This window comes from Halogranum amylolyticum (genome assembly GCF_900110465.1).
Classification (GTDB): domain Archaea; phylum Halobacteriota; class Halobacteria; order Halobacteriales; family Haloferacaceae; genus Halogranum; species Halogranum amylolyticum.
This window is the reverse complement of sequence record NZ_FODV01000003.1, coordinates 343,016-356,901: the sequence shown is the minus strand read 5'-3', so window position 1 is coordinate 356,901 and position 13,886 is coordinate 343,016. Positions and strand designations below refer to the sequence as shown.

The following is a 13,886-nucleotide window of genomic DNA, read 5'->3' as shown; positions in this document are numbered from 1 at the left end:
GCTGCGATTTTTGCCCTGACTGTTTCGCACCGAGCGGTTCGTCCTCTGCCGCCCGACTTTATGCCCTTGGCACGCGTACACACACTACATGAGCCAAGAGACGACCAAAGTGTCCATCGGAACGACGGTGTACACCGAGGGCGGCGACCCGATCGGGACCATCCGTGGACTGGGAGACGACGGCTTCTTCGTGACGACCCGCGACGGTATCGAGTCGTTGTCCATCGAACACGAGCGCTCGGGCCACGAGTTTGGCGAGGCGGAGCTCGTCTGGCGCTGTGGGGACTGCGGCGAGATGGACAAGCTCACCGACAACCTCCCGAAGCGCTGTCCGAACTGCGACGCACCGAGAGAGAACCTGTTCTACTGGACCGAGGACTGACCGGTCGCGTCGGTGTCCGGCGAACCGACCGCAACCGCGCCCGTTTTTCATCCCCGCCGTCGACGTGAGCGTATGGATATCGTCGTCTTCGGTGCGGGAAGCCTCGGGAGTCTCCTCGGTGGGCTCCTCGCGCGCGCACACGACGTGACGCTCGTCGGTCGCGACCCGCACGTCGCCCGTGTCCGCGAGGGCGGTCTCCGCGTCACCGGCGAACTGGAGGCTCACGTCTCCCCCGACGCGGTGACCGACGGTCGCCACCTGACGGCCAACCTCGCCGTCGTCACCGTCAAGTCGTTCGACACCCCCACGGCCGCCGACGCCCTCGCCACCGGTTCGTTCGACGCGGTGCTCTCGCTGCAGAACGGGTTGACCGAGGAGATTCTCGCCGACCGACTCGACACGCCCGTGCTCGCAGGCACCGCGACGTACGGCGCACGTCTCCGCGAACCCGGCCACGTCGCGTGCACCGGCGTCGGCGAAGTCGCCCTCGGAGCGCTCGACGGCGGCCCCTCGTCGCTCGCCGAACGGGTCGGGAAGGCGTTTCGTGACGCCGACGTCGAGACGCTCGTCGCGACCGACATGCCCCGGCGACGCTGGGAGAAACTGGCCGTCAACGCGGGTATCAACACCGTCACCGCTCTCGCTCGCGTCGAGAACGGTGCGCTCGGCGACGGCGACGCCGCCGAGTTGGCCCACGCGGCCGCCCGCGAGGCTGCTCGCGTCGCCCGCGCCGAGGGGGTGAGATTACCGAACCGCGTCGCCCGTGCCGCACTCGACGACGTCGTCGACGGGACGGCGAGGAACCGGTCGTCGATGCTCCAAGACGTCGACAGCGGGAGACGCACCGAGGTCGACGCCATCACCGGGACCGTCGTCGACCGCGCCGACGCGCACGATATCGACGTGCCGACGAACCGAGTCCTCGCGGGGCTGTTGCGGGCGTGGGAGTCAGGCCGGGAACTCCGCTGAGAGGAGAATCGTCGACTACTTCGCGCTGGGCCGACTGGTCGGACGTAATGAGTCGACTCGCCTGGGGGGTCCTCCTCGTCGCCGCCCTCTTCGAGACGATCTGGGCCGTCAACCTCGAGTACGCCGACGGGTTCTCGAACCTCCGGGCCTCGGTCGTCGTGGTGGTCGCGATGGCACTCAGCGTCGGACTCCTCGCGAAAGCCGTCCAGTCGCTCCCGGTCGGCACCGCCTACGCCGTCTGGACCGGCATCGGTGCCGTCGGCACGGCGGCTTTGGGTATCGTCCTCTTCGACGAACCGGTGACTGCGGCCCGACTGGCCTGCATCGGCACTATCGTCGCCGGCGTCGTCGGTCTGCAGTTGACCGCCTGAGCCGGGCCGACCCGAGTCGCCGCGCTCGACGCTCCGTCGGTCCTCGCGGCTACTCCATGTAGCCCAGATCGCGCAGTCGCTCCTGGGCCTCCTCGTCCATCTCCTGGACCGCGTCGTCGGAGACGTCCGCGTCGTCTGCGGTGTCCCACGCGCCGCCGACGGCCTCCTCGAACTCCGCGAGCGTCGCCTCGGTCTCGGCGATCAGGTCGTCCTCGGAGTCCGCGAGGTTGGTCGTCTCCTCGGGGTCCTCGTCGATGCGGTACGCCTCGTCCTCGATGCGGTCGATGCGGACGTACTTCGCCTCGCGCCGACGGGCCGCCCGCATCCGCGAGTAGTAGCGCGACTGTTCGGGAAGGGTGATTCCGGCGTCCTTGGCCTTCTCCTCCAACTGTTTCAGCTCGACGACCGGACGGGAGTACTCGACGAAGGCGTACTTCCCGTCGCCGCGCTGGCCGGGGTCCGTAGCGTCCGCGCGTTTGAACTGCCGGTAGCTCCCGGAGATGAGCGACCGCGTCCGGTCGAGCGCGACGACGTCGTCGCCGGGCGACGCCGGCGTGCCGCCGTCGACGCCGAGCGAGTCGAGGACGGTGTGATAGAGGTCGACGAGTTCGACCTGGTCCTCGCGGCGGTCCGCCTCTAACTCGGGGTGTTTCACCATCAGCGGCACGTTCACCAGCGGGTCGTAGAGGCAGAACTCGTGGCCGTAGAGGTCGTGTTCGCCGTGGAGTTCGCCGTGGTCCGCACAGACGACCACCATCGTGTCGTCCCAGCGTCCCGTCTCCTTCAGGTGGTCGAACAGGCGAGTCAACTGCGAGTCGATGTGGGCGATCTCCGCGTCGTAGAGCCCTCTGATGTCCTCCCACTCGTCGTCGTCGATGTCGCGTGCGCCGGAGTTGTACTCCTTGGAGTTCTGACACACGTCCGTCGAGTCGACGCCCGGGGCGAACTCGTCTCTGAACTCCTTCGGCGGGTGGTACGGCAGGTGTGCGTCCATCAGGTTGATGAACGCGAAGAACTGCTCGGAGTCGTCGACGAACTCCATCGTCTGGTCGACGACGGCGGGCGTCTTCGAGTCCGCCCCCTCGCCGCCGGCGAGATACTCGTGGGCGGTGTTGCCGAGGCTGACGAGTTTGTCCGCCACGGCGCGCAGCGCGTCGTTGTCGTTGAGCGTCTGCCAGGCCTTCGCGAGCGGTCCCGAGAGGAACTCGCCGGGCATGACTTCGAAGAAGTTGTCCTGGTCGTCGAACCCGTCCGTGAGGTGGGTGTAGGGTGTGATCCACGCGTTTGAGGAGTAACAGGCGGTGTCGTACCCCGCCGCAGAGAGCGTCTCCGCGAGCGTCGTGGCGCCGTCGAGATAGGGGTTCTCCTGGTCGGCCCCGTGTTGACTCGGATACATCCCGGTGAAGAGCGACGCGTGCACCGGGAGCGTCCAGGGAGCCGGTGCGACTGCCTGCTCGAAGACGGTTGCCTCCTCGGCGAACGCCTCCAACCCTGGCGTCGTCGGTCGGTCGTAGCCGTACGGCGTGAGGTGGTCCTTCCGGACGGTGTCCATCACGACGAACAACACGTTCCGGGGGGACTCGCTGGTCATACAGGTGAGTCCGACGCTCGGTAGGATAAACCTCCTGTTTGTCGACGGCCAGCGGCCGGCGGCACCGCTCACACCTGTCGAAAACGGAGAAAAGTCGGTTTCGCTAGAAGGGGGCCTGCGGACCTTCGTCGCTGCTGCCGCCGTCGTCGTCGCTCGTCTCGCCGGGGAACGACGGACTCATCCCGCCGCTGTCGCCCATCCCGCCGCCGCCGCCGTCCATCCCCGTCTCGGCGTGGACTTCGTTGATCTCGGGGATCTCCTTGACCATCCGGGTCTTGATCGCCTGGATCGTCATCGGCGAGATACCGCAGCCCGAACAGGCACCGCCGAGGAGGATGGTGACCTCTCCCGTCTCGCGGTTGAGGTCCTGGATGGCGGCGCTCCCGCCGTGCATCTGAATCTGCGGGAAGTTTCGGCGCAGGAAGTTTGTCACGCGGTCTTTGAGGTCGTCGGTGTCCTGGCTCTCCGTGCTCATGCTCCGGGGTTGGGGGTCTGCGTTCTTAGGCCTTTGGTTCACGCGTGCGCGCGAGTTCAGTTACGGTCGACGCCGAACACTCGGTGTAGCTCGGCTTCGATCTCGTCGACGTATCGTTCCAACGTCGTCTCCACCTTCTCCTCGTCGGCGACGATGGCGGTCAACCGCTCGGTCGGGTTCTCGGGGAGCTGCACGTAGAACTCGCCGTCCTCGTAGAACGGTTCGGATTCGTTCAGTATCTGCTGGTCGATACCGTGGATGAGCTCGGAGTCGTACTGCTCGTTCATCGTCTCGAAGGCGTTCTTGTACGCCCGCTGGAGCTGTTGGAAGTAGTGAACGTACTTGTCCTCGAACTTCTCGGGGTCGAACTCGGTCATACTCGGGAGTTCGCGGGCAGAGAGAAAAGTCGGACGATTGGTCGCGGCGGGAATTTCGTATCGCACGCTATGGTTTATTCCGGGGTCGGTGTCCCGAACGCTACCGTTCGCGCATCGACGAGATGGGACGCTGATCGCTCTGCACCTCGGGATGACCGTCACCGCGACGCCGGTCTTTCTGGAAAGGGGGGAGACGTCCGAGTCCTCCTCGTCTCCGAGAGAAACTAGCGCGTTACCCGGATGGTTCTGTGGACGACGTCTCCGGGTCGGGACCGATGCGCGCAGCGCTCACAGCGACGTCGGGACACGAACTCGGTCGGGGCGTCGCTCACGGTGTCTCACGATAGCTGAACCGCTGTACTCTTGCTTCCCGCAACGATGACGTCGCGACACCCGAGTCGACGCGACGGGTACAGCGACATCCACCCGCGTCTGCCACCTCGGTAAATTATATGGGGCGATACGAAAGAGCCTGCCTCTGACGGGCTCGTCTCTACGGAACCGTCGATCCGACCACTCGGACGCTCACCTCGCCGACGAACTCTTTGCTCCCGTTGGCGGCGACGATAGTCGCCGACTCGCCGACGGGGAGGAGGACGTTCGAGACGCTCGTCTGCCCGGCGTCGACCGTTCCCGCCCAGGTGCTGCTGCCGTCGGAAGCGACGGTCGTCAACCCCCGGACGTTCGACTCCTTGGCTCCGCTCTCGGTGAGTTTCACCTTCGCCGTCGCGGTGCTCGCCGTCCACGACTCCGAGAGCGACACGGAGTCGAAGACGTCCGACGACTCGACGTCCTCGGTTTCGAGTCGTAACCCCGTCGTGACACAGCCTGCGGTTCCGACAGAGAGGGCCGCGACCCCGCCGGCCAGATAGTGGCGTCTCGATAGATCCGTCCCGCCTGTTGCGTCGTTCGCGTCGTCGTCAGCCATTGCTCTACTCGACGTGACGCACAACAGCCTCGTAAGGTCGCCGGCCGATTCGTTACCCCAACTGTTCGCCGACGAGCCGGTCGGCCTCGGCGACGAACGCCGCTCGCTTCCCTGCGGGGATCGTCGCGCCGGCGGCGACGTCGTGACCGCCGCCGTCGCCGCCGACGTGTCGTGAGGCCTCGCGCATCACGACCGAGAGGTCCAGCCCCTTTTCGGTGAGGAAGTGGCTGCCGCGGGCCGAGACCTTCAGCTCTTCGTCGCCCTTCTCGGCGAACGCGAGGATGGGTTTGCGGCGGCTGATGCCGTCCGCGCCGACAGCCATCCCGGCGACGATGCCGACGATGGTCTCGCGGATGCGCGCCCCGGCGTCGAACCACTGGATGTGTTCTTCGACCGTGACGCCCTCGGTCTTCACCCACTGGAGCCCCTCCGAGAGGTTCCGCCGGTGGTTTCGCAACAGCTTCCGCGCGCGGTCGAGCGCCTCTCCGCGGTCGCCGAGACAGACCGCGAGACCCACGTCCGCACGGTCGTAGCGGGCCGTCGCGTTGAGGAGCGTCGAAAACTCGCTGACGTCCCGTAACTCGGTCCCCTCCTCCTCGTCGACGAGGCTGTACGTCGTCCCGACGAGCGTGTTCACCCGATCCGGCGGGACGCCCTTCGAGACGGCGCGCTTGATCAGCGCGCTGACCACGGTCTGGCGCTCCTCCTGTGTGAGATCGACCCACCGCTTCCACTCGCCGTCGGCCTTCAGGTCGAGTCCGAGGTCGGAGAGGAAGGCGATAGAGCCGTTTTCGTCGTTCGAGACGCCCGGAATTCGGAGCTCGCTGGCGTACTCCAGCAGTTTGGGGAGGGGACGGGTCTGCCGACCGTAGAGCGCGAGGTCTTTCGCGGGGTCGAGAACCCCCGCCTCGACGCCCTCGGCGACGATGCCCTCGTTGGCTCCCTGCAGGCCGCCCTCGGAGTCCTGCATGTCGCCGACCGCGCCGACGACGGCGAGCGCGGCGAGATCTCTGTTGTCTCCTCCCTCGGGTTCGAGCGCTCGTGCGAGGACGTAGCTCGCCCCCGCGCCCGACAGTTCGCTCGCCCCGTCGATGCCGAAGAGTAAGGGGTTGAGGTGGAACTCGGTCTCAGCATCGGCGGGCTGGTGGTGGTCGGCGACGACGGGCGTGAAGTCGCCCGCCGCCTCGTGTTCGGCGACGATGTCGAGTTGGCCGCTCCCGAAGTCGGTGAACAGCACCGTCTCGTGGTCGGTCGCCGCGATGGCGGCGATCTCCTCGGCGTCGAGCTGTTTCGAGAAGACGGTGTCGAACGGGATTCCCGCGCGTTCGAGCGCCGCCGACGCGACGGCGGCGCTGGTGAGCCCGTCGGCGTCGATGTGCGAGGCGAGGAGCACGGAGTCGACCGCGCGCAACCGGTCGGCACACGCCACCGCGCGGTCGTGAAGTTCGGGAACGGGACCTGCCATCACTCCCGATTGGGGCGGTTTCGGATTTAAACGCTCGCTCTCGGTGTGGTCGCTGCCGCCGGAACGGTGATACCACCGTCGGCCGACTGTCCGCACGGATGACTCCGCCCGTGCGCCCGTCGGTGGCGACGATGACCGCCGAGGACGTCGTCTGTCTCCACTGGCCGGTCGACCCCGACCTGCTCCGCCCTCGACTGCCGACCCCGCTCGACCTGTCGCTGTTCGACGAGACGGCGTGGCTCTCGGTCGTCGCGTTCGGCGCGACCGACCTGCGACCGCGCGGAACCCCCGCGCGGCTGGGTCGATCGTTCTCCGAACTCCGACTCCAGACCTACGTCTGGCACCGGGGGACACCCGGTCGGTACGTCTTCAGCGTCGACGCCGGTGACCGCCCGATCGCACACCTCTTCCGACTCACCTCGCGGATCCCCTACGTCGCCGCCGACGGCCGCGTCGAACGGGACGACGACGGCGTCCACGTCGTCAGCCGACGCGACCAGCTCGGGATGCCGCCGGCGACGTTCGAGGCGACGGTGACGCTCGACGGGGAGTCGAGTGCCGTCGACGGCCGCGACCGGGACCGCTGGATCGGTGGACACGGCCGCGTCTTCGGTGCGGCGGGCGGGACGCTGTGGGCGCTCGACGTCGAGCGCGAGACGCCGGCGTTCCGGCCGGCGACGGCGACCCTCTGGGAGAACACGCTGTTCGACGCCGCGGGCGTCCCGACGCCGTCTTCCGAGCCGGCCGTCCGATACTCCCCGTCGTGGCCGATGCACGCGTCGCTGCCGTGGCTGGTCCGTCAGTGACGTTGCCGACTCTTGTCGACTCCTGCCGACGCGGCGGCTACAGCCGCCAGAGTACGCCGACGAAGAGCGCCGTCGCCGCCAGCGTTGTCCCGGTCAACAGCCCCCAGCCGAGGCCGTAGCCGCCCGTCTCGACCAGGAGGCCGAACAGCGGCGGGGCGACGAGCCCCCCCGCGTTGATGGCCGTCTGTCCCCCGGCGGTCGCGCCGCCGATGTCGTCGCCGTCGACGAGTTCGGAGAGACAGGAGTAGAAGACGCCGGTCGACCCGTGGACCGAGAGGCCGAGTCCCACGAACAGGCCGACGACGACCGGGAGCGACCACTCGCCGCCGGCGAGGGTACCGAACAGCAGGATCGAGACGCCCATCTGTCCGAGCGCGACGGTGGCCGCCCCTCTCGCGCCGCCGAGGCGGTCCGCGAGACTGCCGGCACCGATGCGGCCGACGCTCCCCGTCACCTGCGTCAGCGCGAGGACGATACCGCCCGCGGCGGCGCTCGCTCCCACGGCGTCCTGCACGTAGAGGACGGTGTAGCCCAGCATCGAGAAGATGGACGCGCCGACGAACAGACCGGCGGCCACGAGCAGGACGTAGGCGCGGTTGTCCCACAGCCCCGAGAGGTCTGGCAGCGAGAACTCGCCGCTCCCGCGAGAGCCGTCGTAGAGCGCGACGAAGCCGAGCGCGTAGCCGCCGGCGAGCGCCGCGACGACCCAGAACCCCGCCTGCCAGGCGGCGACGGCGGCGACGCCCGTGACGACCAGCGACGCCGCGCCGCTGCCGGCGGTGACGCCGACCTGTTTCAGTCCCATCGCGAGCCCCTGTCGCCCCGGCGGCGAACTGGCGACGATGGCGCGGTTCGAGGCGGGCATCGCCGTCGAGTAGGCCGCCCCGAGCACGGCGCCGGCGCCCAACAGCAGGCCGTAGGAGGGTGCCAGCGACACGGCGACGGCGGCGACGGCCAGCGCCGCGAGGCCGACGATCATCAGCCGCTTCTCGCCGAAGCCGTCGACGGCCGCGCCGCTTGGAAAGAGCATCACCGTGTAGCCGAGTAACGCGGCAGTAAGAAAGACGCCGACCAGCGACTCCGAGAGCGAGAAGGCGTCGCGGACGAACCCGGTCGCCGCGAAGATGGTGTAGTAACAGAGGCTCGCGGCCGTCTGCCAGCCTGCGACCGTCGCCACCGACCGCCAACTCCTCGACGCACTCGTCACGTTCGACTCGGTTGCCACTGTTCGAGAATCTGGGACTGTGCGGGGTAAACGTAACGAGTGCGGCCGGGTTTTCTGGTTTGTACAACTCTCTGATGCGTCGTCGCGAACTCGTAGCGTTGCTCGCGGTCCTTGAAAGCCCACGTATTCTCGACTCGGGGGTCTCGCTGCGCGCCTCACTCACTACGTTCGCTGCGGTGCTTGCTGCGTCCGCCGTCGTCGAGAATACGTCCCCCTTCAGTCCCGCCCGTACAGCACAGCCACACCCTCCCCAACCGATTCGCTCACTGGCGTTCGCTCATCCCTCGCACGAGTGTTACGCGCCGACGAGCGGCGCGAAGCCACGCGCCACGGCGGTTGAACACCCTCTCCGGGAAACGTTCTACTCGTGGTACGTCGGCGCGGCCGTCTCGACGACGGCACACGCCAGTTCCTCGAAGTCGGCGACGTCGGGGACGACGTCGACCGTGATACCGTAGGACTCGGCGGTCTCCTTCGTCGGCTCTCCGATGGTGCCGATGACGGCGTCGTTCAGCCCCTCGATCGCCGCCTCGCGGACGCCGCGTTCCTCGGCGGCGTCGAGGAAGTGTTCGACCGTCAGCGACGAGGTGAACAGGACCGCTTCGAGATCGCCGGCGGCGGCCATCTCGGCGGACTCCCCTGCGCCCTCGGGTTTCACGAGTCGGTACAGCACCGTCTCGGTGACGTCGGCACCGGCCTCGCGTAGGCCGTCGGTCAACACGGGACTCCCGTGGTCGCTGCGGGCGACTTCGACGCGCTTCCCGCTCACTTCGTCGGCGAGCAGCTCGACCAACCCCGACGAGGTGAACTCTTCGGGTACGCGGTCGACGCGGTAGCCGGCCCGTCGGAGCGCGTCGGCGGTGCTGTCGCCGATCGCGACGACGACGGCGTCGCCGGGCTCCCACCCCGCCTCGGCGGCGAGTTCGACGCCGGTCTTGCTCGTCAGCACGACGTAGTCGGCGTTGTCGGTGTGCGGCGCTTCGCCGGTCGGTCGGACTTCGAGCATCGGATCGGCGACGGCCGTCGCCCCGAGCGAGTCGAGCAGTTCGACGGCGTCGGCCATGCGCTCGTCGTCCGGGCGGAAGACGGCGACGCGGACCTGCTGACTCATTCGCTTCCTTCCTCCTCGTACTCGCCCGTTCGGTTCGCGAGGAACGTCACGACTCTCTCGCGAGTCGCCGCGACCTCGCCGATCACGGTGATGGCGGGGGGTTCGATATCTTCGCTATCCCTGACGTCGACGATGGTCTCCAACGTCCCCGTCGCGACGCGCATGTCGGGCCACGTCGCCCGTTCGACGAGCGCGACGGGCGTCTCGGGGGATTTGCCCGCGTCGAGCAGCGCCTGCGTGTACTGCGGCAGTTTGCCGACGCCCATCAGTACGACGATGGTGCCGCCGGTGTCGGCCAGCGCCTGCCAGTCGACGGCGGACTCCTCCTTCGTCGGGTCCTCGTGACCGGTGACGAACGACACCGAGGAGGTGTGGTCGCGGTGCGTGACGGGGATACCTGCGACCCCGGGACCGCCGATGGGAGAGGTGATACCAGGGACGACCTCGAACGGGATCCCGTTTTCGGCGAGATGTTCCATCTCCTCGCCGCCGCGGCCGAAGACGAACGGGTCGCCACCCTTCAGTCGAACGACCATCTTCCCCTCCTCCGCGAGCTCGACGAGTCGGCGGTTGGTGTACTCCTGTGGCGTCCACTCGCCGCCGGCGCGCTTGCCGACGTCCTCGCGGCGCTCCTCGGGGACGAGTCCGAGGATCTCCGGGCCGGGAAGTTTGTCGTGGAGGACGACGTCGGCCTCCTCGACGAGTCGACGCGCCTTCACGGTCATCAACTCGGGGTCGCCGGGGCCGCTACCGACGAGGTAGACCTTCCCGACGCGGTGCTCGTTCGGTTCGCTCGAGTCGCTCATTCGTTTCGAGTCCCCTCGTCGCTCGTCTCGCGTTTCGCCGCCTCGATGAGGTCGGCCGCGCCGCGGTCACGGAGGCTGGCCGCGAGTTCGACGGCCCCGTTCGCGTGGTCGTCGACCGGCAGATCACGCTTGGATTCGACGAGTTCCTCGCCGTCCTGGCTCAACACCTGCACCTCCGTGTGAACGTACGACCCCTGCAGGATGGCGTGAATTCCGATGGGTGCGACACAGCCGCCGCCGAGTTCCTCGAGCACCGTCCGCTCGACGGTCGTCTCGATGCGCGTCCGCGGGTGGTCGACGGCCGTGTTGACCGTCTCGACGACGTCCGGGTCGGCGGCCGTGACGGCGAGCGCCCCCTGTCCGGGTGCGGGGACGAACTTCGCGCGCGGGAGCCGCTCGAACTCGACGTGGTGGTGGAGGCCGCTCCGGCGGAGCCCCGCCTCCGCGAGGACGATAGCGTCGTACTCGACGTCGAGGTCGTGTTCGAGCGCGCCGCGTTCGAGCTCAGAGAGGTCGTCGAACCACTCCTCGACCGACCGCTCGTACTCGGCCTCGTAGTCGTCGTCGCCGGCGTGACCCTTCTCGTCTTTCGACGCCTCCAGCCGCTCTTCGTGTTCGGTCTGGAGGTCGGCCGCGAGCAACTTCTCGATACGCGTGTCGACGTTGCCGCGCAGCGGCTCGACCGTCAGATCGGGCCGCGCGTTGAGGATCTGCGCCTTCCGACGCAGCGACGAGGTGCCGACGGTCGACCCGACGGGGAGGTCGTCGAACTCGTACCCCTCGGGCGAGACGAGCGCGTCGAACGCCGGCGCGCGCTCGGGGACGCCGGCGACGGTGAGTTCCGCCGGCTGTTCGGTCGGCATGTCTTTCATCGAGTGGACTGCCAGGTCGGCGTCGCCCTCGATCACGCGTTGGTCGACGTTGCGGACGAACGCGCCGGTCTTCCCGAGTCGGTGGATGAGTTCGTCTTTCAACTGGTCGCCGCGCGTGTCGACCTCTTGAATCTCGACCTCGTATCGGTAGCTCTCGAGCGCCTCCTGTACACTCGCCGCCTGTCGCAGCGCGAGGTCGGAGCCTCGCGTCGCGAGTCGAAGCGTCCCACGGTTCATACCCACGTCTCTGCGTCCGACCGTGAAAAGGCCACCAGTTCCCGTCGCCCGCGTGGGGGGCCGTCGCAGACGGGCGACGGAGGGGTCGTCGCTGGGTCAGGGCGTTCCGACCGTCTCGTGACGCCGGTAGAGGTAGTACAGCGCCAGCGGCACGGTGACCACGAACGTCGTCGTCAGCGCGCCTGCGAGGGCGACGAGCCCGTACAGCGCCGGGTCGGGTCGCCACTCGTAGTCTGCCGCCGCTTCGGTGATCGCCCGCGCGTCGACGTACATCGCGAGCGGGAAAACGAGCGTCAGCAGGCCGCCGACGGCCGCGACGAGGGTGACCGCCAGCGCGACGGCGACGAACGGCAGCACCGACAGCATCCCGGCGTCGAAGCCGACGCCGAAGAAGAACCCGACGAAGCCGACGATGCCGAACAGTACCCCGAACACGGTGCCGACGAGCGCGAACAGCGGGACGGCGGCGATCCAGTACCACCACCTCGAGTCGACGCTCGCCCGGGGGAGCAGGTCGCCGACGGCGGTCCCCGACGAGGAGTCCCGCTTCTCGACTGCGCTGTTAGCCGATGGAGGGCTGTCCATGCCCCACCGTTCGGCGGCCTCGGCCATAAATATCCGCGCGGCTCGCGTTCGGTGGACGACTGACTGTCGACGGACGACCGACCGTCGGTCGACGACACCGACGACCCAGTGCCGCGGTCCGTGGCTACTTACCGCCGTGGCGAGTGCTCCCCGCCATGGACGTACTCCTCGTCGGCGGTACCGGCCTCATCAGCACCGGTATCACCCGACAGTTGGTCGAGCGGGGTCACGACGTCACCTGCTACACGCGCGGCGAGACGGAACCCAGGGTCCCCGACAGCGTCGACTTCCTCGAGGGCGACCGCACCGACTACGACCGCTTCGAGCGACAGATGGCGGACGTCGACGTCGACGCCGTCGTCGACATGGTCTGTTTCACGCCCGAGGACGCCGAGAGCGCGATCCGCGCCTTCTCGGGCCGCATCGACCGCTACGTCTTCTGTAGCACCATCGACGTCTACTCTCGCCCGGTCTCCCGGATGCCGCTCGCGGAGGACACGCCGCGACACCCGCCGACGAGCGAGTACGGCGCGAACAAGGCCGCCGCCGAGGATCGGTTCCTCGCCGCCCACGTCGACGAGGGGTTCCCCGTCACCGTCCTCCGCCCGTGGCACACCTACGGCGAGGGTGGCCGACTGATCCACACGCTCGGCGACGCGACGAGCTACGTCAGTCGCATCCGCGAGGGGAGACCCATCGTCGTCCACGGCGACGGCACGTCGGTGTGGGCCCCCTGTCACCGCGACGACGTCGCCCGCGCCTTCGTGTCTGCAGTGGAAACGGAGGGGGTCGAGGGCGAGACCTACCACGTCACCGCCGAGGAGCATCTGACGTGGAACGAGTATCATCGAACGGTTGCCGCCGCCCTCGACGCTCCCGAACCGGAACTCGTCCACGTCCCGACCGACGTCCTCTCGGAACTCGTCCCCGAGCGGACCCAACCGTTACGAGACCACTTCCAGTACAGCACGGTGTTCGACAACGGGAAGGCGAAGGCGGAGCTCGGCCACGAACAGACCGTCTCGTGGGCGGAGGGCGTCCGACGAACGGTCGAGTGGCTGGACGACCGCGACCGGGTTGACCACTGGGAGACCGACCCCGTCCCCGACCGGCTCGTCGCGGCGTGGCGCGACGCGCGGGCGCGACTCGACACCGACTTCGGCGGGTCGGACGCCGACGGGTCGGCGTGAGTACTTAAACGACCCCGGATATCGCGGTGTAAGTTACCTCGGGGAAGCGTCCGTCTCTAGAGCTATGACAGTCTCCTCGATGCAGGTCTCCCATCCCGCACTCACGCACAGCACACACCCGACGCCCGACGACGTGGACCCGATCACCGTCCTCGACGCGCTCAACGACGGCGTCTGTCGGCGCATCCTCGTCACCTGTGGCGAGCGCGCCCGGACGGCACAGGAGTGTGCCGCCGCCTGCGACGTCCCGTTGTCGACCGTCTACCGCAAACTCGGCGTACTCACCGACGCCGCGCTCCTCGCGGAGCGCGTCCGCATCGACGCCGAGCGGAACTTCCCCAGCGAGTTCAGCACGCAGTTCGACACGCTCTCGGTCTCGCTGACCGGCGTCGACGCCGTCGAGATCCGGCAGGTCGTCACCGACGGCGGCGTCGACGGAGACGAAGACGAGGTGTCCCGGCGATGAGACGGGACGCTCGGAGGAGACTGACCTACC

16 protein-coding genes are annotated in these 13,886 nt (G+C 68.2%); 6 read left to right on the top strand and 10 right to left on the bottom strand.

The window, feature by feature from the left end:
- Positions 1–88 precede the first annotated feature (88 nt).
- The 3 genes from BSG17_RS07895 to BSG17_RS07885 all read left to right on the top strand — a co-directional run bounded on the left by BSG17_RS07895 (position 89) and on the right by BSG17_RS07885 (position 1,722).
- Entirely contained in the window at positions 89–382 is a 294-nt protein-coding gene (locus tag BSG17_RS07895) for a DUF7130 family rubredoxin-like protein (RefSeq protein WP_089822734.1), read from the top strand.
- A 72-nt stretch (positions 383–454) separates the two neighbouring features.
- The gene (locus BSG17_RS07890; protein ID WP_089822732.1) at positions 455–1,351 is read left to right on the top strand and encodes a ketopantoate reductase family protein; all 897 of its coding nucleotides are present in this window, start codon (positions 455–457) and stop codon (positions 1,349–1,351) included.
- Positions 1,352–1,398: 47 nt separating this feature from the next.
- Positions 1,399–1,722 carry a DMT family transporter gene (locus tag BSG17_RS07885; RefSeq protein WP_089822730.1) on the top strand — a complete coding sequence of 108 codons (324 nt, stop codon included), beginning with the start codon at positions 1,399–1,401 and terminating at the stop codon, positions 1,720–1,722.
- Positions 1,723–1,771: 49 nt separating this feature from the next.
- Here the strand turns inward: BSG17_RS07885 and BSG17_RS07880 are convergent, their stop codons facing one another.
- The 5 genes from BSG17_RS07880 to BSG17_RS07860 all read right to left on the bottom strand — a co-directional run bounded on the left by BSG17_RS07880 (position 1,772) and on the right by BSG17_RS07860 (position 6,558).
- Entirely contained in the window at positions 1,772–3,313 is a 1,542-nt protein-coding gene (locus tag BSG17_RS07880) for a sulfatase (protein WP_089822728.1), read from the bottom strand.
- Positions 3,314–3,416: 103 nt separating this feature from the next.
- The gene (locus BSG17_RS07875) at positions 3,417–3,788 is read right to left on the bottom strand and encodes a NifU family protein (RefSeq protein ID WP_089822726.1); all 372 of its coding nucleotides are present in this window, start codon (positions 3,786–3,788) and stop codon (positions 3,417–3,419) included.
- Between the two features lie 56 nt (positions 3,789–3,844).
- Positions 3,845–4,165: a DUF5783 family protein gene (locus BSG17_RS07870; RefSeq protein WP_089822724.1), complete on the bottom strand. Its 321-nt coding sequence runs from the start codon at positions 4,163–4,165 to the stop codon at positions 3,845–3,847.
- 493 nt (positions 4,166–4,658) lie between these two features.
- Positions 4,659–5,093, bottom strand: a complete 435-nt coding sequence (locus BSG17_RS07865) for a hypothetical protein (protein ID WP_089822722.1) — start codon at positions 5,091–5,093, stop codon at positions 4,659–4,661.
- A gap of 52 nt (positions 5,094–5,145) precedes the next feature.
- Complete coding sequence (locus tag BSG17_RS07860; RefSeq protein ID WP_089822721.1) at positions 5,146–6,558, bottom strand: RecJ family nuclease; 1,413 nt, start codon at positions 6,556–6,558, stop codon at positions 5,146–5,148.
- A 98-nt stretch (positions 6,559–6,656) separates the two neighbouring features.
- Here BSG17_RS07860 and BSG17_RS07855 point away from each other — a divergent pair, with 98 nt between their 5' ends.
- A complete protein-coding gene (locus tag BSG17_RS07855) occupies positions 6,657–7,364 on the top strand; it encodes a YqjF family protein (RefSeq protein WP_089822719.1) in 708 nt (235 codons plus the stop codon).
- 37 nt (positions 7,365–7,401) lie between these two features.
- Here the strand turns inward: BSG17_RS07855 and BSG17_RS07850 are convergent, their stop codons facing one another.
- The 5 genes from BSG17_RS07850 to BSG17_RS07830 form a co-directional block, all read right to left on the bottom strand.
- Positions 7,402–8,589, bottom strand: a complete 1,188-nt coding sequence (locus tag BSG17_RS07850; RefSeq protein WP_089822717.1) for an MFS transporter — start codon at positions 8,587–8,589, stop codon at positions 7,402–7,404.
- Positions 8,590–8,950: 361 nt separating this feature from the next.
- Complete coding sequence (locus BSG17_RS07845; RefSeq protein ID WP_089822715.1) at positions 8,951–9,700, bottom strand: uroporphyrinogen-III synthase; 750 nt, start codon at positions 9,698–9,700, stop codon at positions 8,951–8,953.
- The gene (cobA, locus tag BSG17_RS07840; protein ID WP_089822713.1) at positions 9,697–10,506 is read right to left on the bottom strand and encodes a uroporphyrinogen-III C-methyltransferase; all 810 of its coding nucleotides are present in this window, start codon (positions 10,504–10,506) and stop codon (positions 9,697–9,699) included. The genes BSG17_RS07845 and cobA overlap by 4 nt, the downstream gene beginning before the upstream one ends.
- Positions 10,503–11,615: a hydroxymethylbilane synthase gene (gene hemC / locus BSG17_RS07835; RefSeq protein WP_089822711.1), complete on the bottom strand. Its 1,113-nt coding sequence runs from the start codon at positions 11,613–11,615 to the stop codon at positions 10,503–10,505. The genes cobA and hemC overlap by 4 nt, the downstream gene beginning before the upstream one ends.
- Before the next feature lie 96 nt (positions 11,616–11,711).
- A complete protein-coding gene (locus tag BSG17_RS07830) occupies positions 11,712–12,200 on the bottom strand; it encodes a hypothetical protein (protein ID WP_139246570.1) in 489 nt (162 codons plus the stop codon).
- A 155-nt stretch (positions 12,201–12,355) separates the two neighbouring features.
- Between BSG17_RS07830 and BSG17_RS07825 the strand changes: the two genes are divergently transcribed.
- On the top strand, positions 12,356–13,390 hold the full coding sequence (locus tag BSG17_RS07825; RefSeq protein WP_089822705.1) for an NAD-dependent epimerase/dehydratase family protein: 1,035 nt from the start codon (positions 12,356–12,358) through the stop codon (positions 13,388–13,390).
- 64 nt (positions 13,391–13,454) lie between these two features.
- Positions 13,455–13,856, top strand: a complete 402-nt coding sequence (locus tag BSG17_RS07820; RefSeq protein ID WP_089822703.1) for a winged helix-turn-helix domain-containing protein — start codon at positions 13,455–13,457, stop codon at positions 13,854–13,856.
- Positions 13,857–13,886 lie beyond the last annotated feature (30 nt).

Coding starts and splice junctions, on each gene's coding strand:
- BSG17_RS07895 (WP_089822734.1), top strand. CDS start 89: ATGAGCCAAGAGACGACCAAAGTGTCCATCGGAACGACGGTGTACACC.
- BSG17_RS07890 (WP_089822732.1), top strand. CDS start 455: ATGGATATCGTCGTCTTCGGTGCGGGAAGCCTCGGGAGTCTCCTCGGT.
- BSG17_RS07885 (WP_089822730.1), top strand. CDS start 1,399: ATGAGTCGACTCGCCTGGGGGGTCCTCCTCGTCGCCGCCCTCTTCGAG.
- BSG17_RS07880 (WP_089822728.1), bottom strand. CDS start 3,313: ATGACCAGCGAGTCCCCCCGGAACGTGTTGTTCGTCGTGATGGACACC.
- BSG17_RS07875 (WP_089822726.1), bottom strand. CDS start 3,788: ATGAGCACGGAGAGCCAGGACACCGACGACCTCAAAGACCGCGTGACA.
- BSG17_RS07870 (WP_089822724.1), bottom strand. CDS start 4,165: ATGACCGAGTTCGACCCCGAGAAGTTCGAGGACAAGTACGTTCACTAC.
- BSG17_RS07865 (WP_089822722.1), bottom strand. CDS start 5,093: ATGGCTGACGACGACGCGAACGACGCAACAGGCGGGACGGATCTATCG.
- BSG17_RS07860 (WP_089822721.1), bottom strand. CDS start 6,558: ATGGCAGGTCCCGTTCCCGAACTTCACGACCGCGCGGTGGCGTGTGCC.
- BSG17_RS07855 (WP_089822719.1), top strand. CDS start 6,657: ATGACTCCGCCCGTGCGCCCGTCGGTGGCGACGATGACCGCCGAGGAC.
- BSG17_RS07845 (WP_089822715.1), bottom strand. CDS start 9,700: ATGAGTCAGCAGGTCCGCGTCGCCGTCTTCCGCCCGGACGACGAGCGC.
- cobA (WP_089822713.1), bottom strand. CDS start 10,506: ATGAGCGACTCGAGCGAACCGAACGAGCACCGCGTCGGGAAGGTCTAC.
- hemC (WP_089822711.1), bottom strand. CDS start 11,615: ATGAACCGTGGGACGCTTCGACTCGCGACGCGAGGCTCCGACCTCGCG.
- BSG17_RS07830 (WP_139246570.1), bottom strand. CDS start 12,200: ATGGACAGCCCTCCATCGGCTAACAGCGCAGTCGAGAAGCGGGACTCC.
- BSG17_RS07825 (WP_089822705.1), top strand. CDS start 12,356: ATGGACGTACTCCTCGTCGGCGGTACCGGCCTCATCAGCACCGGTATC.
- BSG17_RS07820 (WP_089822703.1), top strand. CDS start 13,455: ATGACAGTCTCCTCGATGCAGGTCTCCCATCCCGCACTCACGCACAGC.